Origin of the sequence: Segatella baroniae DSM 16972 = JCM 13447 (genome assembly GCF_000426585.1) — a bacterium.
Classification (GTDB): Bacteria; Bacteroidota; Bacteroidia; order Bacteroidales; family Bacteroidaceae; genus Prevotella; species Prevotella baroniae.
This window is the reverse complement of the sequence record NZ_AUFQ01000001.1, coordinates 137,702-162,881: the sequence shown is the minus strand read 5'-3', so window position 1 is coordinate 162,881 and position 25,180 is coordinate 137,702. Positions and strand designations below refer to the sequence as shown.

24 protein-coding genes are annotated in these 25,180 nt (G+C 49.8%); 3 read left to right on the top strand and 21 right to left on the bottom strand.

Going from position 1 to position 25,180, the window contains the following annotated elements; genetic code table 11:
* Positions 1-15: 15 nt before the first annotated feature.
* The 13 genes from traM to K334_RS0100675 form a co-directional block, all read right to left on the bottom strand.
* Positions 16-1,362 (bottom strand): conjugative transposon protein TraM, encoded by a 1,347-nt coding sequence (traM, locus tag K334_RS0100735; RefSeq protein WP_002560974.1) that lies wholly within the window; start codon positions 1,360-1,362, stop codon positions 16-18.
* A complete protein-coding gene (locus K334_RS0100730; RefSeq protein WP_002560975.1) occupies positions 1,343-1,630 on the bottom strand; it encodes a TraL conjugative transposon family protein in 288 nt (95 codons plus the stop codon). Before K334_RS0100730 ends, traM begins: the two co-directional genes overlap by 20 nt.
* Before the next feature lie 39 nt (positions 1,631-1,669).
* Positions 1,670-2,293, bottom strand: coding sequence for a conjugative transposon protein TraK (gene traK, locus K334_RS0100725; protein ID WP_002560976.1), 624 nt, complete (start codon positions 2,291-2,293; stop codon positions 1,670-1,672).
* 31 nt (positions 2,294-2,324) lie between these two features.
* The gene (traJ, locus tag K334_RS0100720) at positions 2,325-3,329 is read right to left on the bottom strand and encodes a conjugative transposon protein TraJ (protein ID WP_002560977.1); all 1,005 of its coding nucleotides are present in this window, start codon (positions 3,327-3,329) and stop codon (positions 2,325-2,327) included.
* A 4-nt stretch (positions 3,330-3,333) separates the two neighbouring features.
* Positions 3,334-3,963, bottom strand: a complete 630-nt coding sequence (locus K334_RS0100715; RefSeq protein ID WP_002560978.1) for a DUF4141 domain-containing protein — start codon at positions 3,961-3,963, stop codon at positions 3,334-3,336.
* A gap of 23 nt (positions 3,964-3,986) precedes the next feature.
* A complete protein-coding gene (locus tag K334_RS0100710) occupies positions 3,987-4,367 on the bottom strand; it encodes a DUF3876 domain-containing protein (RefSeq protein ID WP_002560979.1) in 381 nt (126 codons plus the stop codon).
* A gap of 34 nt (positions 4,368-4,401) precedes the next feature.
* A complete protein-coding gene (locus tag K334_RS0100705) occupies positions 4,402-6,906 on the bottom strand; it encodes a TraG family conjugative transposon ATPase (protein WP_004356142.1) in 2,505 nt (834 codons plus the stop codon).
* Positions 6,903-7,235 carry a DUF4133 domain-containing protein gene (locus K334_RS0100700; protein WP_008764731.1) on the bottom strand — a complete coding sequence of 111 codons (333 nt, stop codon included), beginning with the start codon at positions 7,233-7,235 and terminating at the stop codon, positions 6,903-6,905. Before K334_RS0100700 ends, K334_RS0100705 begins: the two co-directional genes overlap by 4 nt.
* A 10-nt stretch (positions 7,236-7,245) precedes the next feature.
* Positions 7,246-7,563: a DUF4134 domain-containing protein gene (locus K334_RS0100695; protein ID WP_002560983.1), complete on the bottom strand. Its 318-nt coding sequence runs from the start codon at positions 7,561-7,563 to the stop codon at positions 7,246-7,248.
* Between the two features lie 201 nt (positions 7,564-7,764).
* Complete coding sequence (locus K334_RS0100690; RefSeq protein ID WP_008764732.1) at positions 7,765-8,493, bottom strand: hypothetical protein; 729 nt, start codon at positions 8,491-8,493, stop codon at positions 7,765-7,767.
* A 16-nt stretch (positions 8,494-8,509) separates the two neighbouring features.
* Positions 8,510-8,863 (bottom strand): DUF3408 domain-containing protein, encoded by a 354-nt coding sequence (locus tag K334_RS0100685; protein WP_025880727.1) that lies wholly within the window; start codon positions 8,861-8,863, stop codon positions 8,510-8,512.
* Positions 8,864-8,865: 2 nt separating this feature from the next.
* On the bottom strand, positions 8,866-9,306 hold the full coding sequence (locus K334_RS0100680) for a DUF3408 domain-containing protein (protein ID WP_002560986.1): 441 nt from the start codon (positions 9,304-9,306) through the stop codon (positions 8,866-8,868).
* Positions 9,307-9,308: 2 nt separating this feature from the next.
* The gene (locus K334_RS0100675; protein WP_002560987.1) at positions 9,309-10,070 is read right to left on the bottom strand and encodes a ParA family protein; all 762 of its coding nucleotides are present in this window, start codon (positions 10,068-10,070) and stop codon (positions 9,309-9,311) included.
* A gap of 709 nt (positions 10,071-10,779) precedes the next feature.
* On the opposite strand from K334_RS0100675, the gene mobA reads away from it, so the two are divergent.
* The 3 genes from mobA to mobC are packed head-to-tail and all read left to right on the top strand — an operon-like array spanning position 10,780 to position 14,474.
* Positions 10,780-11,208, top strand: a complete 429-nt coding sequence (gene mobA, locus K334_RS0100670) for a conjugal transfer protein MobA (RefSeq protein WP_002560988.1) — start codon at positions 10,780-10,782, stop codon at positions 11,206-11,208.
* Positions 11,187-12,434: a conjugal transfer protein MobB gene (gene mobB, locus K334_RS0100665; RefSeq protein ID WP_002560989.1), complete on the top strand. Its 1,248-nt coding sequence runs from the start codon at positions 11,187-11,189 to the stop codon at positions 12,432-12,434. Before mobA ends, mobB begins: the two co-directional genes overlap by 22 nt.
* A 30-nt stretch (positions 12,435-12,464) precedes the next feature.
* Positions 12,465-14,474 carry a conjugal transfer protein MobC gene (mobC, locus tag K334_RS0100660; protein WP_002560990.1) on the top strand — a complete coding sequence of 670 codons (2,010 nt, stop codon included), beginning with the start codon at positions 12,465-12,467 and terminating at the stop codon, positions 14,472-14,474.
* 41 nt (positions 14,475-14,515) lie between these two features.
* Here the strand turns inward: mobC and K334_RS0100655 are convergent, their stop codons facing one another.
* From K334_RS0100655 to tet(Q), 8 genes are all read right to left on the bottom strand, one after another.
* Positions 14,516-15,082 carry a hypothetical protein gene (locus K334_RS0100655; RefSeq protein WP_002560991.1) on the bottom strand — a complete coding sequence of 189 codons (567 nt, stop codon included), beginning with the start codon at positions 15,080-15,082 and terminating at the stop codon, positions 14,516-14,518.
* Positions 15,083-15,098: 16 nt separating this feature from the next.
* Positions 15,099-16,262 carry a GNAT family N-acetyltransferase gene (locus K334_RS14275; protein WP_002560992.1) on the bottom strand — a complete coding sequence of 388 codons (1,164 nt, stop codon included), beginning with the start codon at positions 16,260-16,262 and terminating at the stop codon, positions 15,099-15,101.
* A gap of 9 nt (positions 16,263-16,271) precedes the next feature.
* Positions 16,272-17,723: an ATP-binding protein gene (locus K334_RS0100645; protein WP_002560993.1), complete on the bottom strand. Its 1,452-nt coding sequence runs from the start codon at positions 17,721-17,723 to the stop codon at positions 16,272-16,274.
* 140 nt (positions 17,724-17,863) lie between these two features.
* The gene (locus tag K334_RS0100640) at positions 17,864-18,466 is read right to left on the bottom strand and encodes an RteC domain-containing protein (RefSeq protein ID WP_002560994.1); all 603 of its coding nucleotides are present in this window, start codon (positions 18,464-18,466) and stop codon (positions 17,864-17,866) included.
* Between the two features lie 238 nt (positions 18,467-18,704).
* Positions 18,705-19,127: a dihydrofolate reductase family protein gene (locus K334_RS0100635; protein ID WP_002560995.1), complete on the bottom strand. Its 423-nt coding sequence runs from the start codon at positions 19,125-19,127 to the stop codon at positions 18,705-18,707.
* Between the two features lie 279 nt (positions 19,128-19,406).
* The gene (locus tag K334_RS0100630) at positions 19,407-20,729 is read right to left on the bottom strand and encodes a sigma-54-dependent transcriptional regulator (protein ID WP_002560996.1); all 1,323 of its coding nucleotides are present in this window, start codon (positions 20,727-20,729) and stop codon (positions 19,407-19,409) included.
* Positions 20,722-23,040, bottom strand: a complete 2,319-nt coding sequence (locus K334_RS0100625) for a hybrid sensor histidine kinase/response regulator (protein WP_002560997.1) — start codon at positions 23,038-23,040, stop codon at positions 20,722-20,724. The genes K334_RS0100630 and K334_RS0100625 overlap by 8 nt, the downstream gene beginning before the upstream one ends.
* Positions 23,040-24,965, bottom strand: a complete 1,926-nt coding sequence (gene tet(Q), locus K334_RS0100620) for a tetracycline resistance ribosomal protection protein Tet(Q) (RefSeq protein ID WP_002560998.1) — start codon at positions 24,963-24,965, stop codon at positions 23,040-23,042. Before tet(Q) ends, K334_RS0100625 begins: the two co-directional genes overlap by 1 nt.
* Between the last annotated feature and the right edge of the window lie 215 nt (positions 24,966-25,180).

Below are 25,180 nucleotides of genomic sequence, written 5' to 3'. Positions count from 1 at the left end.
GATTGATTGTTGTTTTCAGTCCTTTTCCTGATAGAGCATGACCCTGTACCCGGCTTTCAGATGCACCTTTACGGTTCGCATCTTCTTGGCGATGTACTGGCTCGTGCCTTGTATCAGCCCCTTGCCCAAATCGGAGGCGAGCTGCGCCCCGGCATTGGTGGAGATGTTGATGCTGCTCCCTAACGAGCCGCCCATGTTGGCGGCGACCTCCCTGACGGCGTTCATCTCCATCGAGTTCGGGATGAAGATACCGGGCTGTCCGTCCGTGTCATAGACCGCAAGCTCCACCGGGATAATCGTGCCATCGTATTCCAGCGAGGTGACCTCGATGTCGAGCCGCTCACCCTGTATCTTGCCCGTGCCGACCACCACTGCATTGCGTGGGATTGTTCTGCCCGCCACCGCCATAGGCTCCAGCAGGCGCAACCTTACCGTCTGTCCGTCCGTCACGCTCTGCGCACCATGCACACATGCCGGGATGGTATTCCGGTCCGATACCTCTGTAGTGCCGACAGCCGTGTTGAACCCCCGGTTGCGCTCCTGCGAGAAGGTGGCGACAAACTCCGCGTTGCTCATGGGCTGTGCAAGGGAGGAAACGACTTGGCGGGTCACTTGCCTTACGGGTGTCGCCGTGTTCTTCTTTCCCTTCTGCACGGTGGAAGGCTCTGCCGCCTGTTCCGGCTTTCCTCCGTTCTGACCGCCCATGTACTTTGCCGCCAGCTCATAGGACTTCTCCATAAGTGCCACCTGTTCGTCCATAGATGAAGTCCTGCCCTTCTCGCTTTCCAGTTCCGACTCCAGCGAGGCGATGCGCTCCAACAGCTCATCCATCTCGGCATTGTCGTTCTTCGGCTGTTCGTAGAAGTTGCCGAGGGTGGCGTTCAGGTCACGGTAGGCGGCTGCGGAGGATTGGATGGTCTGCGGCGTGGCGGGCTGTGCCTTTTCCTCTTTGCCGCCCGGATTGGCGAGGTCGAAGTCCGTCCCGTCCTCCGTTCCAGCTATCTCGCGGTCGAACATGTCGCCCAGCTGCCCGATGGCACGGTTGCGGCTCTCCAGACGCTCTTCCATCTCCCCATGCTCGTAGGCTTTCAACTTGTCGCCGATAATCTGCCGGTTCGCCTTGTCCGCGTCGGGCATCTCGGTGTTGTATCCGTCTGTTCCCGGCTGTTGCTCCTTGCCGGAGGACGGGGCGAATATCAGCCACATCGCCCCGATGAACACCAGCACCATAGCGGGCAGGACTATCATCTTCTGCCGTTTCAGCCGCTGCGCCTCGGTCAGCGGTTCGCGCCCCTTTTTCGGCTTTCCCGTGTCGGGAGCGGCTTTGTTCTCTTTCGTCGGTTCATTCTTCGTCTGTTCCATATAAATAAGGTGTTAAGTGATTGTCAGTTTCCACCGGGGTCGGCAGTTCCACCCGTCCGGCGTGTCCCGTTTCCATGCGTAAGCCGTCGTTCCTGCCGATGTCATAGACGGCTCTGCCGAAGGTGTAGAGGGCAAGCACCGCGAAGGCGGCGAGCATCCCCAGTACGATGCGGCGGCGTGTTTCCGGCGGCAAACCGTCCAGATACCCTTTGAGCCTTGCCACCAGCCGTTTCCGTTTGTCGTGGAGCTTCCAGTACACGCCCCACATTGTTTTTCTGATACTTTTTACTTTCCGTTTCATAATCCGTTACCGTTTGATAGTCTGTAAATCCTTATTCTCGATGATGGTGAAACCCTCGATGGTGAAGCCGTTGGGATTGTCGTCCGACCGTGATGCGTTCAGCAGGCGGCAGGTGGTCACGAGGCTGCGCTCGGTGACGTTGCTTTGCCGGATGATTTTCTGCGTGGCGTAGGTCACGGCTCGGTAGGGATAGGCGTTGAAGTCACACACCACGCTGTCCACCTTCAACACTTGGTTGATGTTTCCGGCGATGATGCGGTTGTAGTACCCCTTCTCGGCGAAGTCCGAATAATAGTGGTACACGCTCTTGTCTGCCAGCAGCAAGGCACGTTTTACGTTGTGTTCAATCGCGCTTTTTTCAGGTGACAGCGTGAAGAAAAGCTCGTGGAAGCGGCGCACATGCTCCCGTGCCTCCGCTGGACGGTTCTGCGACAGATCCTGCGACAGCGCAAGCATCAGCGACTTGCCGTTGTCCAACACATAGATTTTCTCCCGTTGCTTCTCCGCGAAACGGTAGGAGTTCCACACGCTCCACACCGTCACCACGGTGCACAGCGAGAGGAAGACGATACCGAACAGGCGTATCTGCCTGAACGATGATTCGATGTTTTTAAGTGACTTAAATTCCATTGTTGTTTATTCGTTTTTAATTGTCAGTTGATTATTTCAGCAGTTTCCCGGCACGTCCGACCACGTTTCCTGCGGCTGCACCCGCCACGCTGCCCGCCATGCTTCCGGCTCGTCCCGCCATCTGGTTCACGTTGCGACCGTAACCGCCCATGCCTCCGGCTTGGATAATCCAGCCGGCAACGGTGGGAATGGTGAAGTATCCGATGATGCCGATGCAGAGGAACACGATATACACCCCGTCGCTCGAATCCAGCGAGAAGTTCGGGTCTGCCTGCATCCGCTCGATGTCGCTTTGCAGCATCAGCACCTGTATCTTCGCCAGTATGGTGCTGAACATGTCCGACACCGGAAGCCACAGATAGACCTGTATGTAGCGGCATATCCACTGCGTGAGCGTGCTTTGGAAACCGTCCCATACCGACAGGGCGAAGGCTATCGGACCGAGTATCGCCAGCACCACGAGAAAGAAGGTGCGGACGGTGTCTATCACGAGGGCGGCGGCTTGGAACAGCAGTTCCAGTATCTCGCGGAAGAAGTCGCGGATACTCTTCTTCATGTTGTACATTCCCCGGTCGATATACATTCCCGCCATCGTCACCATGTCGGAGGGCGACCAGCCGAGTTCCTCCAGTTGCTTGTCAAATTCCTCGTTGGACACGAGGTAGGCGGTTTCGGGGTTGCGTACCATCGCCTCGTATTCCAGCTTGTCCTTCTGCTCCCGGTATCGGTTCATGTCCAGCGTTTCCGCCTCCAGCATCTTTGCCGTGCCCTGTACGACGGGTGAGAGGATGCTGTTTATCGTGCCCAGCACCACAGTCGGGAAGAACATGATGCACAGACCGATGGCAAAAGGACGGAGCATCGGGAATACGTCTATCGGTTCGGCTCTCGCCAGCGACTGCCATACCCGGTAGGCGACGTAGAACAGCGCACCCAGCCCGGCGATGCCTTTCGCCACACCCGCCATGTCCCCACATAGCGGCATCATCTGCTCATAAAGTGAGCGTAAAATCTGATGAAGGTTATCGAACTCCATAGGCTTACCAGTATCTTTCGTTCATGTTCCCGTACAGCCCCATGATGCGGTCGAGGTCGTTCTTTTTCTTCGCACGCAGATAACTCACGGAGATGTTCTTGTTGGTGTAATAGCTCACAAGGTTGCGGTAACGCTTCATTTTGGAGTAGCAGCGTTCCACCACGTCCATGCGCTCCTTGTCGGTCATGGAGAGCGTGGTGATGTTCACCACATTCTTCAGTTCCGTCAATACTTCGTTGCTCTCTTCCAGCAGTTTCGTGTAACCGAAAGCGATTGCCGACAGCTCTTCTGGTCTGAAATTTCCATCACGGAGCATCCTTTGGAAACTGTTTACATAAATGTCGGTGATGTCGCCTACCATCAGGATGGTCTGCTGCACCTTGCGGGCGTCCTTGACGAGATTGTTCACCGATTTGAGGGCATCGTAATACTTTTTGCCCTGCTGATAGATTTTCACCGTTTCCTGAAAGTTGCTCACCATGTTCGTGGCAGTCTTGGAGGTATGGATGATGTTTTTGGAGGCATTGATGATACCCTGCGCCAGATTGCCCGGATCGCTTACGACCCACTGTGCGCTTGCCCTGCCTGCGAAAAGCAGGCACAGGCAGATAATCATTGTTATTCTTGTTCTCATGTTACTTTGGATTTTAGTGGTTGTTATTCTTCTGTCGGGTGTCCCGGCTGCGGTTTCACCCGCACATAGTCGCCGCCCGGCGAGAAGGTCAGCACGTCCGTTGCCTCGTTGTAGGACACGTCGATGCGGAAGCCGGTGTTCATGAACAGGTTGTCGTTTTCCTCCTGCAAGAGATAGGTTTCCGGTTTCAGCTTGCGGCGCAGACCGCTCCGGCGGAACACCGTCACCTTGTAGGCTTCGCCCTCCTTGTAGATAAGCACATCGGGCTTCCCCTCCACGCTCTCCCAGTTCCCGCACAGCATATCACGGCGGTTATCGACCACATCGCAGGATTGCAGCATCATGACCGCCAATCCGATCAGGCACTTGCTGACTTGCAGCATTTTAACTTTTGATAAATTCATACGCATTTCTTGTTTTTAGCTGATGATTAAATGATTAACTTTTGGTTCTCCGCTTCTCGGCAAGTTGCCGGATGGCGGCTTCGATGTCGCCGCCCAACTTCTCCGCCAGACGGTAAACCTCCACTTTCTCCGTTTCCTCGGTGGTGTACGCCAGATATTCTTCTGCACTGACCTCGGTGGCATAGACCGCCGATTGTGTGCCACCCAAGCCTATCCACACCTCCTTGTAGAGCCGTGAAGGGTTGTTCGCCATGTTGATGGAGAGTATCTGCCCTTTCTCCTTTTCCGTCAGTCCGAGCAACGCCTGTATCTGGTCGAACTTGTTCATGTACTTGCGCTGGTCGAGAAGTATCTTGCAGTCGGAGTTGTTGATGATGCTCTCCTTGACCACGGGAGAGGAAATGATGTCGTCCACCTCCTGCGTCACCACGATTGCCTCGCCGTAATATTTTCTGACCGTCTTGTACATATAGCGCAGATATTCAGCCATGTTCGCTGAAGAGAGAGCCTTCCAAGCCTCTTCCACAATAAGCTGTTTCCGTACCCCTTTTAGTCGCCGCATCTTGTTGATGAAGGCTTCCATGATGATGATGGTCACGACGGGGAACAGTTCGCGGTTTTCCTTAATCGAATCTATCTCGAAGACAATGAACCGCTTGCCGAGCAGGTCGATGTTCTCCGTGGAGTTGAGCAGGAAGTCGTAGCGTCCGCCCCGGTAATACTGCCGCATGGTGGTGAGCATGTTGTCGATGTTGAAGTCGGACTTCTCCACCTTGATGTCACGCTGTGCCAGTTCCTTGCGGTAGTCGTCACGCATATACTCGTAGAAGGTGTTGAACGACGGCACGATGCTACGGTCGGATTGGATGCGCTCAATATAGGCACTCACGGCACTGCCCAGCTCGCCGCTCTCCGTCTTTGTCACCTTGTCGTCCTCCGACTTCCAGAGCGTCAGCAGCAGGGTCTTGATGCTGTCCTTCTTCTCCACGTCGAAGATGTAATCGTCGGTGTAGAACGGGTTGAACGATATGGGCTTCTCTTCCGTGTAGGTGAAATACACGCCGTCCGCTCCGCCTGTCTTGCGTCGGATCATGCCGCACAAGCCCTGATAGGAGTTTCCCGTGTCCACCAATACCACATGTGCGCCTTGCTCATAATATTGGCGCACGAGGTGGTTCATGAAGAAAGACTTGCCGCTGCCCGAAGGACCCAGCACGAACTTGTTGCGGTTGGTCGTGATACCCCGCTTCATGGGCAGGTCGGAGATGTCAAGGTGCAGCGGTTTTCCCGTGAGCCTGTCCACCATCTTGATGCCGAAGGGCGAGAGCGAGTTGCGGTAGTTGGTTTCCTCTGTGAACAGGCACACCGCCTGTTCGATGAAGGTGTGGAAACTCTCTTCCGCCGGGAAGTCCGCCGCATTGCCGGGTATCGCCGCCCAGTAGAGTGTCGGGCAGTCGATGGTGTTGTGGCGCGGCACGCATTCCATGCTTGCCAACTGGCTGCCCACGTCGTTCTTGATATGCTTCAGTTCCTCCGCATCGTCGCTCCACGCCATGACGTTGAAGTGTGCCCGTACCGAGGTCAGTCCGTAGGAATGGGCTTCGTTCAGGTATTGGTCTATCCACTCGCGGTTGATGCTGTTGCTCCTTGAATAGCGAGATAGCGACTGCATGTTACGGGCGGACTTCTCGAACTTATGCAAGGTTTCCTCACTGTTGTCTATCAGCACATACTGGTTGTAGATATGGTTGCAGGAGAGCAGAAGCCCCACCGGGGAGGCGAATGACAGTCGGCAGTCACTCCGGTCGGTGGAGAGCTTCTCGTAACGGGTGTCGGTAGCCACCTTGCCCGGCAGGTCTTCCGCGTCGGAGAGGGTGTGCAGACACAGGCGGTTGTCGCCGATGCGCATCTCCCTTGCCGAAAGCTCGATGTCCTGCAAGGTGGTGTCACCTTCCGACATGAGCGAGAAGTAGCGTTCAATAAGTCCCGTATTTCCCTCAGTACCCACAATCTCATCGGTGGAGAGGCGGCGCAGCCTGACAAGCCCGCTGTCGTTCATGATGCGCTCGAACTGTTCGCAGGCTTCCAAGAACTTGGTCGTGGTTTCCCTGTCCAGCTCCTTCGGGATGATATGTCCCCGGCACAGCGTGCTGAAATTGCTCTGCATCCGGTTACGCTCCTTTGTTGTCTTGGTCAGGTAGAGGTAGCAGGTGTGTTTCAGGTACGGACGCTCGTTGAAGTGACGCTCGAAAGAGCGGCTTAAAAAGCTCATGTCGTCCTTCTGAAGCTCCGGTTTGTAGCGTTCCTTGATGAACCAGTCCTGTTTGTGGACGACGGAGTAGTCCGGCAGCACCTTGATAGCCTTGCACCAGCAACTGTGTATCGCCTCGTACTCCGCACCCGTCACGGTGTAAAGTTCCGGCAGTTCCACCTCGAAAGCCACCGTGATGTCGGCGTCCTTTGAGATGATGCAGCCATGCTCCACCGCTAAAAGTGGGAACCTGTTTTCCAGTGTTGTCATTTTCGATGTATTCCTCATTGTCTTTCTTCCTTTCGTTGTCGTTTGAACAGACGGGGTATCCGCCGCCGGTTGATAAGGTATCGGGGATGGCTCCGTGCCGCTCCTAATTTCATCAGCCCGTGTTCGCCGTACCGGGCGTTCAGCGCGAAGGTCTGCCATACAAGGAGGGAGGACGATGCCGCGCCGAAGCCGATACATATCCACTGGTCGATACCGACCATGTAGAGGATGACGAACAGGACGAAGAGAGCCAGCAGACCTCCGCAGAAGATGAAGAGGTACTGTGCCTTCAAGCCCTTGAACTCTACCGGACGGCCGATACCCTTGTTGATTGGGTATTCAGCCATACATTATTTATTAAAGGAAGAATGAGCGCAGGATGGTGGCGGCAACAATCAGGAAGATGCACGCGCCGAACCACGAGGCGGCTGTCTTGCTGGTGTCGGGGTCGCCCGATGAAAACTTGCCGTACACTTTTACGCCCCCGATAAGCCCGACGACTGCACCGATGGCGTATATCAGTTTAGTTCCGGGGTCGAAATAAGAACTCACCATAGAGGTGGCTTCGTTGATGCCCGCGATGCCGTTTCCCTGCGCGAAAGCGGAGGCGGTTGCGGCGATGACAAGTGCCGCGGAGAGGATTGCTTTTCTGTTTTTCAAGATGTTCTTGTTCATAAACTGTTCTTGTTTTTTGCCGTCAAAAGGGTGGATGGTCCTTTGTCGGGCGGTTGATACTTTGTTTCTTTACTTTGGTTTTAGTGGATGCCCGTTTGTTTCCACGGACGTGGGCGTGTCCGTTGCGGATAGGGATGCGCCTTGCGTTTCCTCGCCGCGTGGGTTGATGTCATTCTTTCATGTTCATTTCTTTTATTGTTGTCATACATAGTTGCGAATGTCGAACTCCTCGATGTTGTCCGGCACGACGAACTCCTTTTCAGGTTTCTTCAGCCGAATCTCGATAAGCCCCTTGATGCGGATGCCTATCTCCGAAGAGCCTTCCATCATTTTCTCGTACAACTCCGTGCCCTCCATGTCGGTGAACACCTTCGCCGCCTTTTCACGTTCCGCCTGTGTCGCGTCCGGGTTCTTGGCGGTCTTGCAGGCGTCGTCAATCTCGTCAAAGCTGCTGCCCGAAGCCCGTGGCGTGTCCGAGGCGTCCTCTTCCGGTTCGTCGTCCCCGTATCCCAGTTCCTCCGGCGGTATGCTCGTGAAGGTCTCATCGAGTTTTTCCTCCGGAACTTGTGCCGGGCGGGATGCGTTTCCCGTTTTTCCGTCGTCAAAAGTAGCCTCTTCCTCCGACAGCTCAATGCCTTTTTCCATAGTGGCGGCTTCTTGCGTCGGTATGGCAGCGGTTGTCCGGGTGGATGCCATCCTGAAACGGCTCTTGCCGATGATGTCCGCCTTTTCCGCAGGGACTTCCTCGTGTGCCGCTATGCGTTTAGCCTCATTCCCGTCCAGTGACCGCCATAATCCGACAATGCCCTTGAAGAAGCGGACAATCCGCGTGTCCATGATGCGCTCGTAAAGGAGCAGGAACAGGAACCAGAGGTTGCAGCCGACCGATACCGCCAGCAGAATGTCTGTCATGCTGATTGTGTAATTCATATCCTTCCGTTTTTGGTTAGAATACTGAATTATAATTTCGGGCATAAAGGCTCTTTATCGCATCCTCGCACTGGTTGAAGTGATGCGTCAGCACATGGTCGATGTAAGCGGACAGCATAAGCCGGTCATGCCCGATTACACGGGTGATACACATGATACGCTCGTGGTACTCCGGGCGCACATACGCCATCTTCCCCTCACGTGCCTTTACTTCCGAGTCACGGATGAACAGACGTTCATAGTCCTTCTCGCAGCATTTGCCGCTTACCGGGACAGGCGACAGGATTTCCACACTCGCCTGCACTTGGGCAAACATACCTCCGCAGTCTTGCTGTGGTCTTTTTTCATTCGGTGTCATTTCTTTTTCCATTTTCAAATCAGATCTTCACGTTGTTTCTTGTACAGTTCGTTGATTCTCTCCTTGTGCTGTTCCAGATGTTGGCGCAGCACGGTATCCACATAGCCGCCCACCGAGATTTCACCTCCGGCGATGTCGTTCACGATTCTGAGGATTTTGCCGTGGACATCGCGGCTGATATAGACACACTGGCGGGTCTTTATCTCGTTGCGGCGCAGGAACAGCTCGTTATAGTCCTCATCCTGCCTTTTCCGGCGGCCACTTTCCCTCTGCGCTTTTTCCCGTGTTACTGGTTGCACAGGAGGTGGTTCCGGTGCGGCGGTGTCCTCTTCGGTCGGTGCAGCTGCGGGTACTTCCTGTGCGGGGCGCAGTGTCCCGTCCTGTGTGCGCCGCCCGATGGAAGCTAACAGCAGTTCCTCGTCGATGCCTTCCGTGTTCACTTTCCTGCTGCCCATGCTCACTGCGGTCTGATGATGTCGCTTATCTCTTCGGAAAACTCCCGGATGCCACTCCCTTTCAGCAGTGCCGTGTCCATCGGGAAGATGGTGGAGCGGAAAACGCTCTTGCGCTCTTCCGAAAGGTCACGGCGGAACTTCTTGCTGTCGGGCAAGCGGGTGGAAAGTACCGGAAAGCCCATTTCGGCTATCACTTCCTCGTAGATGCCGTACAGGTCGTTCCTCTCCCTGCCGTCCACCATCGTCCAAAACAGATAAAGCCCCTTTGTTTTCGCCTGTCCGGTAGTCATCAGCCTGTCGCGGAACATTGTGACGAATTTCAGGGTACTCTCCACAACAAAGCGGTCGGCACTCAGCGGAGTGAAGATGTAGTCCATCTGCGAGAGCGTCTTTATCACGCCGTTACTACGGAGTGTGCCGGGCATGTCGAAGAACACCACGTCGGGTTTCACGTCCTCAGTGGCAATCATCCTCTCGGCATCGTCGAGGGCGTTCACCGCATTGCTCTTGACGATGGTGTAGGCGTTCTTTTTCATCCGGCGGAAATGGTCGCAAGCGAGAGCCTTGAAGTAGGTGCTGCTGTCGATAAGCCCCATTTCGTGTTCGCGCAGCCCGTGGATGCTGTGCTGCGGGTCGTCGCAGTCCACGACGGCGACATTGTAGCCTTTCACGTTGTGCAGGTAGCTGGCGGCAAGTGCCGTGACAGTGGATTTGCCGATGCCACCTTTCTGTGTTGCGAATGCAACGAAGATTTCCTTACTCATAGTTCCATTTATTTTAATTGTTGAAGATTTCTTTTTCTATTTATATGCGGATTTGGTTGCTACATTATCCGCTTCAGTGAACAGACACATGGGCGGGTCATCGCGTATCCGGTTCTGTGGTGAAGCGGTGCGGCGAACAAGTGATGAATGACGACACTGCGTCATGAAGTCATTGAATCTGTACTTCACCAGATTGTCGGATAACCGGGGTTCCGACGGTTCGGGTATCCGCTTCGGCAAGTATCCGCCGAAGCGATTGTCCGGGTATTTGAATGTTCCTTTTCTCATATTTTCAAATCGTTCGTTTCTTGAATCATGCTGCAAATAAACAAGTATATTTTGGAACCTGTATCACTTCTCCGGCAAGTGGCAGCACGTTGCGCCGGTTGGCAGTCATTGACCGGGTCAAGCATCTGTCCAATACAGCTTTAAGGGCGTAACTTTGCCCCCCGGACAGCAGGGTTCGCCGATGGTGCGCGGCCCGGAGTCCTGAAAGGTATCTTCCCATCCGTCCCCTGACGGATTTTTATGTTCACCTGAACATAGCAAGGTATGTTTTCAGCCGCTCAAAATATTTTGAGCATCCCGGAAAACGCCTTGCCCTTGCAGGGGGCGGGCTTTCCCTCCGAAGTCGGAAAGCCTTTCAGAACTGCGGTGCTGTGATCCGAAGCGGCGGCTTATGCCGTCAATCCGCTAAATCCAAAGTAATATGAAAGAGAAAAGGAAAAGCAAAGCAGGGAGAAATCCCAAACTTGATCCGGCGGTGTACCGTTACACCGTCCGTTTCAACGAGGAGGAACACAATCGTTTCCTCGCCATGTTCGGAAAATCGGGTGTCTATGCACGGTCGGTTTTCCTCAAAGCGCACTTCTTCGGACAGCCGTTCAAGGTGCTGAAGGTGGACAAGACGCTGGTGGACTATTACACCAAGCTATCGGATTTTCATGCGCAGTTCCGCGCCGTGGGTACGAATTACAACCAAGTCGTGAAGGAACTGAGGCTGCATTTTTCAGAGAAAAAGGCGATGGCGTTGCTCTACAAATTAGAGCAACACACCGTCGAACTCGTGAAACTGAGCCGCCGGATTGTGGAACTTTCAAGGGAAATGGAGGCGAAATGGTCGCAAAAATCAGTGTAGGAAACTCGTTGTACGGCGCGATTGCCTATAACGGGGAGAAGATTAACGAGGCGCAGGGGCGGTTGCTTACGACCAACCGCATCTACAATGACGGTTCGGGAAAGGTGGACATCAACAAGGCGATGGAGGGTTTTCTCACCTTCATGCCGCCACAGATGAAGGTGGAGAAGCCGGTGGTGCATATTTCGCTCAACCCACATCCGGAGGATGTGTTGACCGATGCGGAATTGCAGGATATAGCCCGCGAGTATCTGGAAAAACTCGGTTTCGGCAACCAGCCTTATCTTGTTTTCAAGCACGAGGACATCGACCGCCACCACCTGCACATCGTGACGGTGCGGGTGGACGATAACGGGAAATGTATCAGCGACAAGAACAACTACTATCGTAGCAAACAAATCACCCGTGAGCTGGAGAAGAAATACGGGCTGCACGGCGCGGAGCGCAGGAACCGCCGGCTTGACACGCCGCTAAGCAAGGTGGACGCATCGGCAGGTGATGTGAAGAAGCAGGTGGCTGGCACTGTGAAGGCTCTGAACGGGCAGTACCGTTTTCAGACGATGGGCGAATACCGTGCGCTCCTTTCCTTATATAATATGACGGTGGAGGAAGCGAGAGGCAACGTGCGCGGACGGGAGTATCACGGGCTGGTTTATTCCGTCACGGACGACAAGGGTAACAAGGTGGGCAACCCGTTCAAGTCCTCGCTTTTCGGGAAGTCCGCAGGTTATGAAGCCGTACAGAGAAAATTTATCCGTTCCAAATCAGAGATTAAGGACAGGAAGCTCGCCGACATGACGAAACGCACCGTTCTTTCCGTGCTGCAAGGCACTTATGACAAGGACAAATTTGTATCCCAACTCAAAGAGAAGGGCATCGACACCGTACTGCGCTACACGGATGAAGGGCGTATCTATGGAGCGACGTTTATCGACCACCGCACAGGATGTGTACTGAACGGCTCTCGCATGGGCAAGGAGCTTTCGGCGAATGCCTTGCAGGAACACTTCACCCTGCCATACGCCGGACAACCGCCGATACCGTTATCCATCCCTATGGATGCTGCGGACAAGGCATACGGACAGACCGCATACGACCGTGAAGACGTATCGGGCGGAATGGGCTTGCTCACTCCCGAAGGTCCGGCGGTAGATGCTGAGGAAAAGGCTTTCATCCGGGCGATGAAGCGCAAAAAGAAGAAAAAGCGCAAGGGCTTGGGTTTGTAATCGGAGTATCAACAATTAAAAAATCAATGTATGTCACAACAAGAAGACGATTTGAGGGCATTGGCGAAAATCATGGATTTTCTGCGTGCCGTGAGTATTATTTTAGTGGTTATGAACGTGTACTGGTTCTGTTACGAAGTCATCCGGCTGTGGGGCGTGAACATCGGTGTGGTGGACAGAATCCTTCTGAACTTCGACCGCACGGCGGGGCTGTTCCATTCCATACTGTACACAAAGCTGTTTGCCGTCCTGCTGCTTGCCCTGTCCTGTCTGGGTACAAAGGGGGTCAAGGGAGAGAAAATCACTTGGGGAAGAATATGGACGGCACTCGCCGCCGGGTCCGTGCTGTTTTTCCTAAACTGGTGGATACTGGCTCTGCCGCTTCCGATTGAGGCGGTGATGGGGCTGTATGTCCTTACCATCGGTACGGGCTATGTCTGCCTGTTGATGGGAGGTCTGTGGATGAGCCGTCTGTTGAAACACAATTTGATGGAGGATGTTTTCAACAACGAGAACGAGAGTTTCATGCAGGAAACAAGACTCATCGAAAGCGAGTATTCGGTCAATTTGCCGACACGCTTCTATTACAAAAAGCGTTGGAACAACGGTTGGATCAATGTGGTGAATCCCTTCCGTGCGTCCATCGTGTTGGGTACGCCGGGCAGCGGCAAGTCATACGCCGTGGTAAACAATTTTATCAAGCAACAGATTGAAAAGGGCTTCTTGATGTACGTGTATGACTTCAAATTCAGCGACTTGTCCACCATTGCCTACAATCATCTGCTGAACCACCCTGACGGCTACAAGGTGAAGCCGAAGTTCTATGTGATCAACTTCGACGACCCGCGACGCTCTCATCGGTGCAATCCCATTCACCCGGATTTTATGGAAGATATTACGGACGCCTACGAGAGTGCCTATACAATAATGCTCAACCTCAATAAAACGTGGGTGCAAAAGCAGGGTGACTTCTTTGTGGAATCACCTATCATTTTGTTCGCCAGTATTATATGGTATCTTAAAATCTATCAGAACGGGAAATATTGCACGTTTCCCCATGCCATCGAATTTTTGAACCGCCGCTACGAGGATATTTTTCCGATACTGACTTCCTATCCCGAACTGGAGAACTACCTTTCCCCGTTCATGGATGCGTGGCTCGGAGGGGCTGCGGAGCAGCTCATGGGGCAGATAGCGTCGGCAAAAATTCCGCTTTCGAGGATGATTTCACCGCAGCTCTATTGGGTGATGTCGGACAGCGAGTTTACGCTGGACATCAACAATCCCGAAGAGCCGAAAATCCTATGCGTGGGCAACAATCCCGACCGTCAGAATATCTACGGGGCGGCTCTCGGATTGTATAACTCCCGCATCGTGAAGCTCATCAATAAGAAGGGGATGCTGAAGTCGTCGGTCATCATAGACGAGCTGCCGACGATATATTTCAAAGGGTTGGACAATCTTATAGCTACCGCCCGAAGCAACAAGGTTGCCGTGTGTCTGGGATTTCAGGATTTCAGCCAGCTGGTGCGCGACTACGGTGATAAGGAGGCGAAAGTGGTGATGAATACGGTCGGTAACATTTTCTCCGGGCAGGTGGTAGGTGAAACGGCAAAGACACTATCGGAACGATTCGGTAAGGTGTTGCAGAAACGGCAGTCTATCTCCATCAACCGGCAGGATGTTTCCACCTCCATTAACACGCAGATGGACGCGCTTATCCCGCCCAGCAAGATTTCCGGTTTGACGCAGGGAATGTTTGTCGGTTCGGTGTCCGACAACTTCAACGAGCGTATCGAACAGAAGATTTTCCACTGCGAGATTGTGGTGGATGCCGATAAGGTAAAACGGGAGGAAAGTGCCTACAAGAAAATCCCCGTTATTACCGATTTCACTGACGCAGACGGCAACGACCGCATGAAGGAAACGGTGCAGGCAAATTACCGGCGCATCAAGGAGGAGGTGAAGCAGATTGTTCAGGAGGAATTGGAGCGCATCGCGGGCGATGACAACCTGAAGCATCTGTTGCAGCAGAAGTAACCTATTAAAATAAGGGAGGATAGCTAAAATCCTCCCTTATTTTAATATTCCTCCAAAAGTTTATTTTGACGTAAATCTTCAATGTAACATGCTAAGTTACTTGAAACTTTATTAAATACTTTATCAAGATATGGGATGATATTTTCCAAATTCAATTCCAACTCTAACGGGAAACTATGATATTGATGTAAAAACCTTGTGATGTCATTTCTTTCTGAAACAGATAAAAGCAAAAATGGATTACTGTTTTTATAATATACCATTGCTGAAAGATGAATAAAAGCGCATCCTAATTTATAAACAAAAAAAGGCCAGCCATAAAATTTATCAGCTAAATCCACCATTTGTTTATCGGTCACGACTTTCTTTGTATTGGGATAAGACCATTTTATTCCCTCCAAAGTTTGGTTTATAAAATGCTCTCTAAGGTTTAAGTCGCTAATTGACAACAAAAACATAACTCTTACCATAGAATCTAATTCTTGACGCAGAATAGATATTACCTGCCCATATAATTGTTGTTGCAACAAAATATTTATAGCGCAAGAATGTTCTCCTGACCTTTGAGTAACTATATCGCAAAATAAATTAATATTATTTGTTTTCATTGTTGAGTGATTTCGCTTATAAGATATAGGATTTACTATTGGTTGCCACATATATCTGATGCGGCATTTCTTTTTCGTTGTATATTATTGTATGGTTGTCGCACAAGGTCATTCCCAGCCTTTCAACCACACGGATGGATGCCACGTTTTCCGGTCGGATACTGCAACAGACAGTTTTCAGTTCCAGCTCTCCAAAGGCGTATTCCAAACACGCGCGGGCGGCTTCCGTACCGTAACCGTTATGCCAGTATGTGTTATCGAGTATATAGCCAAGCTCGACAGTCTCGTTCCCGTTTAGGGTACTATTCATCAGACCGGCTTGTCCTATCAATGCGCCGCTTTCTTTCAGTATGACGGCAAAATATCCGAACCCGTCCTTGCGGTATCGGATGAGTTGCCTGTTTATCCATTTGCGCACGTCCTTTTTGGTAAAGCCGTGTTCCCAAGCGTACATGACTTCCGGCTTTCCCATTATGGCAAGGAGTGCGTCCATATCCTTACGGGTTATCCTGCGGATAAGCAGCCGTTCCGTTTCCATGACGACCAGCGATGCGGAATAGGTCTTTATCTCAAATCCGTCCTCTTTCCATTCCTTCACAAGCCTGTTGATCGTTTCTTCCACCAGACTGTCATAAGCGGCATCGGGAATAACCTTTATAAAAAAGGTGTCACGGGTTTCTTTCATGACCCATTCGTTGATGTCTTTCAGTTCCTTGCCTTCGGGAATGTAATTCTTGTGTATCATGAACTCGTTGATGTTGTCCGCCAACAATTCTTCCAACTGATAACGGATGTCATCCTCCAGTTCGGCAAATGGTATGGTTTCCTCTTCATAGATGCCTTCTATTAAAACATCATCCTCTTCCATATCCTCGTCCGGTGTCTGATTGCCCCGTTTCATGTCCAACATATCCTGCGCGAACTGCCCGGATTCCTTGTCCTTGTACTTCTTGGCATATTTTTCCAGCAGTTCCCAGTCCTGACGGCTCATCGGGCATTTGAAAACGGCTCGTTCCACCTCGTTACAGCGCACCATGTCCGCCTTCACATCATCGGGAAGCGACCGGCATTCCTTGCAGATATGCCGCGAGTGTCCTTTGCCGCTGAATTGCTCGTTGGCTTTGTACTCGCTACAAATCCGACAGTAATGCCCCTGTTGTTTCTTCTTTTTCGCCACCATACCCCGTTATTATATCAACAGTTCTTTTCCTTTATCGGTAAGACGATATTTCTGCCGGGGATGTTTCGGATTTTCCGGGTAAATAGGCTCTACCAAATTCTGCCTTATGGCTGGATACAGATATAGTTCTAAAAAATTACTTTTGTCCTTTAATCCTATCACACACATAATCTCTTTGGTTGAAAGTGTCTGTGTGCCGATTGCAGACAACACCTTTTCCACCTGTGGGGTAACTGTGGGGTGACTGTGGGGTAACTGTCGGGTAATTGTCGGGTCGTGCCCCACAGTTTTTCGGGTATAGCGGAAAATAACCCATACACTATTTCCATCTGTATGAAACTCCGGATCGGGAATGCCGACACGCCGGCATTCGCTTATCATAAGCCCGATGCCTCGTCCCCAGCTTTCCAGAACCTCGCTTTTATACAGAACATTCGCAATAATCAGGTTTTGAGGTTCTGAATTATGCCCGCTCAATAACTTTTCCATTGTTATATCCGGCGGAAAAGTTCCACTGTTCTCAATCTCCACACGGTCATCATAGATGGCAATTCCTACCGAACTGCCGGGACGGTGGTATGAGCGGTGGCAAAGGGCATTTGTGCAGCATTCCCTCAATGCCTTGTAAGGAATCTCAAGCTCTTCCTCCCGATACAAGCCTTCAACTTTGCCCGAAAGGGAAAGATGCTTGAAAAAGAACGACATTGCAGTGTCCAGCAGTGTGTAGATATTGCCAGTGGTACGCTGATTGTCTATAAACTCGTCTTTTGTAGTTCCTTTGAAACGCGCCAACCGAAGCAGGCACTGGGGATAGAAGTAAAAATCACGACCGAACAAGACTGCGGAAGCATTATTCAGTTTTCCGTCATGTAACAGGTTGAATTTTTCGAGTATGGTCGGCAAATCCTCCCTTATGGTGGCTTCGGGTAGGCGACCGCACCGGATGCCTCCACGTACCGCTCCCATAATGGCATGTTCATCAAGGTCAGTAACTTTGATGTCGGGATTCGTCATCGCCTCCCAAGCGTATTTCCCACCTCGCTGCATAAGCAGTTGGTTATATACGTCTTGCGGCATGGAGGATGTCACGCTCTCCAATCGAAGATAAGCCCGTCCCTTATAGGAGAACGGACGCATATAACGTTGGCTGTCCGCAGACAAGGCTATCACACTCTTGTCTGTATTTTGGATACTGATATACGAAACTTCGAGTGTGGCAAATGGTTCAAAACGCCGGATGGCTTCCGCAATATCACGCTTCGTCTTGTCGCTCACTTCCTGCCCGATGATCTTTCCTTTGTCGGTCACACCGAACAACACCGTGCCACCTTCGCTGTTAAGGAAAGCGCAGAGCGTTTCCATGCCGCGCTCCAACTGCCCGGTGGTTTCCTTGAACTCCACCTGCCCGTTTTCCTTTTCGGCTATCAGTTGTTTTACTATATCGAGGTTGTCTATGTTCATATTCAATTCGTAACAATTGTACAAAGATAGCGTTTTTCGCTGAAATTCGGGGCAATAGCGCGCCGAAAACGCCCTTTTTCGTATAGATTTTACTCAAACGGGAGAACAGCATGATACCATTCTCCCGCTTATACCTGATTTTATCTTCTCATACGTTCCAGCTCTTCATCGCGCAGCATTCTCTCGTTCAGTTTCTCCTGCATCTTGTCGAGGAAATAGGTACGGCTTTCGTTTTTCCGACGTTTGATGTCGGTATAGAAGCGGTAGCAATCCTTCGACTCAATACCGAATATCTTGTAGAGAATCGGGGCGAGCTGTTTTAGCGGCATATTGCCGTTGTTGATACAGCCCATCTCGTCTATGCCGTAGATAAGTTCCACGAGGTCGATGGCGTTGCCCGTCCAAAGAAGGCTGGCGGTGGTTTCTGTTGCGTTGTTGGCGGATATTAGTGGTGGCACTTGGGGCGTGGCAAGGAATTTCTGCATCTTTCTTACGAAAGACAGAGCCTTGCTGACGTAGGCGGCAATCTCTCTTCTTTCTTCTGACAGATTACGCACCGGATGGTGCTGCAACTCGATTTCGATGTAGGCAAGCGCGATGACGGTAAGGTTCATGTCCATGCCGCCGTTGCACAGTTCTATTACTTGGGTGGCGAAAGCCGTGTATGCTTTTTCCATATTGCAGTCTCCGGCTTCGTTTATCCGGCGGAAGAACTCGGTTTCCGCCAATAAAAAATAATTCATGTCCTGTCAATTTTGAAATTTTACACTCTGTTTTCGGTATGCGCACATGAATATAATTGGCAAAAAACGCGGCAGAAAACAAAAAATCCAACGCTCAATTTTACAAAGTGTTGTATTTCAGTGGTATAAAATTCAATATTTTTTCACAGGGACAAATTATCTCCGACTTAAATTGTTTGTAATCAGAACATTTATTCTATTCTTGAAAATAAAAATGTATGCTTGCCGCACATTTTGGCTATCTTGCTTTTTTATCAAGGATGTAGATAATGCGGCATACACCGTTGGGAAAACTTTTCAAAGAGGAAAGCGTCCAGTGTTGCTCTGGCAGAGCCGACTTAAAAAAATGTCGTCCGCTTCCGGATATGAAAGGAACGGTGTATAGTATGATTTCATCCACAGCGTGCATACGCAGTAGTCCGTTTATATAGTCTGCCGTGTCCGGTGTGGCTTCCGCGAGGTAACGGATGTTTGTGCCGTCTTTTCTCCATTCGTGCAGCATTGAAATGGAATAGTCTGGTGTCACGCGGTAAAGGGCGTTCTTCCTGATTTCATCAAGACCGCAACGGTCAAGGCACAAATCCTGATGTGCTTTATAATATAACTCTGAAGAAAGACATCCGTCCATCGTCAGTACGGCGAGAATCTGAACTTTACCCATAATCGTTACCTTTCATTAGGCAAGGGCAAAAAAGTAGCGTGCAATTCACACTACCTTCAAGCGATGGCTCTGGTAAAGCCTTTACGGAGAGTACGTGAATGCACGCTATGCGTAAGCATAGCATAAGCATCACGCAATCGTCTCCGTAGTTCCAATTTACCAGATTTTCGCTTGAAACGCCTTGCGGTCTTATCCTATATGTTGGCGGCGAAAAGCTCCTGCCAATCGCCGTTTTTCTCAAATGTTATGCAAAGATAGCCAAATTCAGTGAATTACAGGCTATGATTGCTTGAATTTATATTTAAGTCCATACTCTTCAAGTTTGCTGTATAGTGTTGTCCTGCCTATTCCGAGCAGTTCGGCGGCGACACTCCGGTTGCCGTTTGCCTGTTTCAACGCACGCAATATCCGCTCCTTATCCTCCGCGTCATTGCGCAGGGCGAAGTTGACAGTAGAGGTCGGTTTCGTCACGGCAAGTTCCAGATGCTCTTTCATGACAACACCTTCCTGCGCCTGCAATACAGCACCCATAACTTTCTGCCGAAGTTCCCGCACGTTGCCCGGCCATGCGTGTGTCAGCAACGCTTTACGTGCTTCGGAACTGAACCCGCTCACGCTACACTCCAGCTCTCTGTTTGCCATATCACGGAAGAACTCTGCCAGCGGCATGATGTCTTCCTGACAGTCACGCAACGGAGGAACGGTTATCCCGAAGTCGTGCAGGCGGTACAGAAGATCCTGCCGAAAACGCTTTTCACTCACTGCCGCTTCCAGATCCTCGTTGGTGGCGGCGATGATGCGGACATTGAAACTCCTGTCTGCCTTGTCTCCGACCGGGCGATACCGCCTCTCCTGTATGGCGCGGAGCAACATCTGTTGGGTTTCCAACGCGAGGTTTCCTACCTCGTCCAGAAACAGCGTGCCGCCTTCCGCCTCATGGAAATATCCTTTCTTGGCACAATCTGCTCCTGTAAACGCTCCCTTGACGTGTCCGAAGAAGGCCGAGGGCGCAAGCTCTTTGGTGAGTGAACCGCAGTCCACCGCCACGAATGGCTTGACTGCCCGCTTGCTCTTGTCGTGCAGGTGGTGGGCAATATGTTCCTTACCCGTGCCGTTCTCTCCGAATATCATCACGCTCATATCGGTAGCGGCTACCAGCCTTATACGGTGCATGATTTTCTGAAATGCGGAACCGTCACGGGCGAACACAGGCATACGGCGTTGTCCTGCCTGACGTTCTTTCAGTATGGAACGGATCAGGGGGACAAGTTTATCCTCCACAAGCTGTTTGGGAATATAGTCTATCGAGCCGAGTTTCATGCTTTCCACGGCGGTATTAACTTCGGCGTAGTCGGTCATAATGATGAAGGGCTGCATCTTTCCCTCCTTTCGCATCCAGCGCAAAAGGTCAATGCCGTTACCGTCAGGCAGGCGCAGGTCGGCAACCACGATGTCATTATCTGTCGCCTGTTGTAGATGTTTCTTCGCGGTTGAGAGGTGGTAAGCCTTCACGGTGCGGTAGCCCTCCCGCGCCAGCATGTTGCAGACAAACTCGCAGTACACGATATTGTCTTCTACCACAATTATTGTTGTCTTATCCATCTTCGTATTTTCTCCTTTCCTCTTCTGCCAACCGGATTATTTCCGCTCCCTTATCCAGCACGGCAGTCACGGCATGGCTTAACGCTTCACCATCCGGGAGTACATCGCCATGAAGCAATCTGTAAAGTACATTTAGCGGTTGGTCGGCACGTAGCACCTCCCACGAGCTGCGCAGGTGGTGTGTCAGGGAATCCAGCTTTTGCAGGTCTTTTTCTGTTGCCGCTTCCCGTATTGTCTGCATCTCTTTTTCAGTTTCCGTCATCAACTTTTCCAGCATAACGGCTTCATTGCCGTAAGACAGCAAAGCTGAAAAATCCGGTTTCCCGTCCGGTGTTTCTTTTATGGCACACCTGTCGGAAACCTCCATCAACTCCGATATGGAGAACGGCTTGAACAGGCATCCGGCAAAGCCTTTTGCCAATAGTTCCCCTTTGTTACAACTGCCCGAAGCGGTTGCCACAACCACCGGGATTGTTGGTGAATTGCCCACGTTGGACGAACGCAACAGTTCCAGTAATTCGAAACCGTTTATACCGGGCATATTCAAGTCTGTCAGCAACAGGCTGTATTCTTTCTGGCGTATCATTTCCATCAGTTCCGCAGCATCGGTGCAAGTGTCGCAGTGTATTCCTTCTTGGGAGTACATCTCTTTCAGCATCAGAAGTAATACCTCATCATTGTCAATGGCGACAACATCATGGAATTTATTGTTATGATAAACAGGTGTATTGCTTGTATATCCAAGCTGTTCTTCAGCTTCCTGCATAGAAATTTCAACTGTGAAACGACTGCCTTTCCCTTTCTTGCTGTCCAAACGGATTGTTCCGCCAAGCATCGACACAATATTACGCATTATGGCAAGCCCAAGCCCGAAACCCTCCTTTGCGGCGGCATTTGATAGACGTTCAAACGCACCGAACGCTTGTTTCTGTTCCTCTTCTGTCATGCCTGTACCTGTATCTTCAACGACCAGTGTCAGAACTCCATTATCATATTCAGTAATCAAAGAAACACCGCCTTCTTCTGTGAACTTGACTGCGTTTGACAGCAGGTTATTCCCGATTTGTATTATTCGCTCTTTGTCGGTCAATACAATGGCATCGTGTCCAGTCTTCACGGACAAGGACAACCCTTTGTTCACTGCAACAGGAATGAACTCCGTTTCAAGTGTGTGCGTGATTGCAGAAATCCGGCAGGGTGACAGACGGGGCTGTTCCTTGCCGTTGTCCAGGCGGAAGAAGTCAAGCAAAGTGTTGAGCATATCCCGCATACGGTCGGAGGATTGCAGTATATTTCGGATATATTGCCCATTATTACCGCTATTGCATTCTTTCCGCAAAAGTTCGGTATAGCCAGTTATTGCCGTCAGTGGTGTACGCAACTCATGGGTAATAGTATGTACCGCTTTCTTTCGGGAGGTTATGAGTACCTCATTTTGTTGCACGGACTGTTCCAATTGCTCGATCAAATCCGTTGTCTTGCGTTTGTATCGTTTAATGTTCTTTGCATCACGGTGTATGATGATATAGGAAATGACCAACAGCAAAAGAACAAATCCCATCAAGCCGCCTATCTGCATAAATGATTTTTTACGCATCGCTGTTATCTCGCTTTCTCTATTTTGTAAATCAGATTGTACCTTCTTTTCGATTTGGCAAATCAATCCTTGCAGTTGTCTGTTAAGTTCTGCATTACGGGCAGCAAGACTATCGGCTTGTTCTGACAATCGACGGCTCTGCGCTTTCTGTTCGTTGACCATGTTTCTATTGGATGAACGGAGCGTAGTCGTTGTTGTCGTTGGCTTCGTTCCCTCTTTTTTGCCAAAGATGCCCAAGAAACCTTTTCGTTTTGGCTTTTTGGACTGTTCCTGCACACTTTTCTGCACAATAACCGGAATTTGATTGGCTATCTTCTTGTTAATAGATTGTTGTTCATCCATTAACCGGACTATCTGGAACATCTGTCGTTCCTTATCCTCTAAAAGACTGCGCACACTATCGATGCGCTCTGCTGGATAGGTGGCCTTGAAACGGCAGAGCATACTGTCCATTGCCATACGCCGTGCATGGTAATGCTCGATATCTTTATCGTTCCATTCCAGTATTGTTTCACCCAATAGAGAAAATTTTATCATTTGAATATTGATATTGTTTATTTCTTTTCGGAGCTCGTCTATTTTTTTATTGCCAAGTTCTAATGCTTCTATCTCCTGCCATTCATAGAGGCTATTATATGCCATACATCCGATAAGAATGGAGATAAGTATATATCCCAACTGTATTGCCTTATAGAAATTTCCTGACCGCTCCATTATTTTGATGACATTGATTTTTGGAACATGAATAAAAGTTTATCTTTTTCGTTCATGCGGATATTATCAGAATAATCGCCTTTTGTTATTTGATACCCGCATGGCTTGACCATAAAAACGCCTAAGCCCTTAGTGTATGAACTTACTTCTGAGGCGTAGTCTTTACTTGTATTTAATGGAACTTTCCCTTTAATATGACACCACTCATTATTGCAACTGATGTCTTCAATCTCAGACATCATTTTTTGCAAATCTGTAATAGCTTTGGAACTTGCCGCTTGGGGTATCTGCAACTCAAAATAGAGCATCGGTTCGAGAATGTCCACACCTGACTGTTGCAAGGCCAGCCTGAAGACATAAGGGGTCAGCTGTCTGAAATCAGCAGGTGTACTTACCGGGCTATAATACTCGGCTTGAGTAAAAGTTACTTTCAGATCAGTCACTTCCCATCCATGTAAACCAGATTGGCAAGACATACGAATCCCTTCAAAAACGGCATTTTGAAAAGAATGGTTCAGATAACCATAGGAGATGTCACTTTCGATTTGCAACCCTGTCCCTAACGGCAAGGGTTCAAGCGTCAGCCCTATTGTGGCCCAGTAAGGGTTGGGTGGCACTTCGATCTGAATAATCTTATTGACCTTTTTTACAGGTCGTTCTTTGTAGATAGTCTTGATCTCATCAAAATGGACCTTTACGGAAAATCGTTCTTCCAGCAATGTCTGTATGATTTCCTTTTGTGTCAAACCATATAACGAGATTTCCAATTCATCACTATATGAGTTTATGGAAAAGGACAAAGACGGGTCTTCAATCCACAATGTATTCAGAGCGGATATCACCTTGCTTCTCTCTTCGGACCTGTCTGGCCGGACGGAGGATTTGAGAGCGGGATGCTGATGAGATAACCCTTGAATCAAACAAGGTTTAGTACCTAAATAATCTCCGATTCGAAAATCTTCCATATCTTCTACAATCGCGATATCATTGGCCCCCACTTCATCAACATTTATCTCTCTGCCCTGATAAATAGTCTTTAGATTTTTAATCTTGATGAATTTTTCCGAATCGTTGATTCTTACAATGTCTCGAAGTCTCAGACTTCCGTCAATTATTTTTAGAAAACTTCTTTTATGTCCTTTGGGGTCATGCTCTATCTTATAGAGATAAGCTGAAAGTCTGTTTGAGACTGATTCTGGAGGAAGTATAAAAGAAGAGATGGCGTCCAACAACTCATTGATACCGATATTGAACATTGCTGATCCATGTAGTACCGGATAGACTTTGGCTTTTGCCACAAGATCGATTATCGTATTCCAATAATCAGCCGGTGAAATTTCGCTATCCGCCAAATATCGTTCTAATATATTGTCGTCATGGTTGCATACAAATTCTTTGTATTCTTCCTTTATATATGTTTGGGAGCAAATCGGATAAACCAATCCATCGACAACAGTTTGCATAAACAGGACATCTTGAGACAGATTTGTTTTTATATCCAGATACAAACGCTCTAAATTCACACCGTCACGGTCAATTTTATTGATAAATATAATTGTCGGGATTTGCAGTTTTTGTAAAGTATTGAACAGCAACTTTGTTTGCGCTTGTATGCCTTCCTTTGCGGATAAGATGAGGACTGCTCCATCAAGCATTTTGAATGTCCGCTCCACTTCCGCAATAAAATCCATGTGTCCCGGAGTGTCAATGATATTGCATTTCACTCCATTCCAGATAATAGATGTCGTAGAAGCCCGAACAGTAATTCCTCTACGTTTCTCTATATCCATAGAGTCTGTTATGGTGTCACCATTATCCACACGGCCGCACTTTTCCGTTGCTCCACTGGCAAACAGCAGATTCTCGGTTACGGAAGTTTTTCCTGCATCAATGTGAGCAAGAATTCCTAAATTTATAATATTCATTTGGATTAAGCAATAATATACTACAATAGATGCATTGTCGAAACGCACCTTTTAATACCTCCTCGTAGCATGTGAGAACTACAGGATTACTAACTCGTATTAATATGTATATTATTACTGCCGCATAACGATTACAAAATTACACAAAAAAATATATCTAACAAAAGTGGGAGGATTTTTTAACTTTTTACCATAGACATTTTATTAGGGAAGCG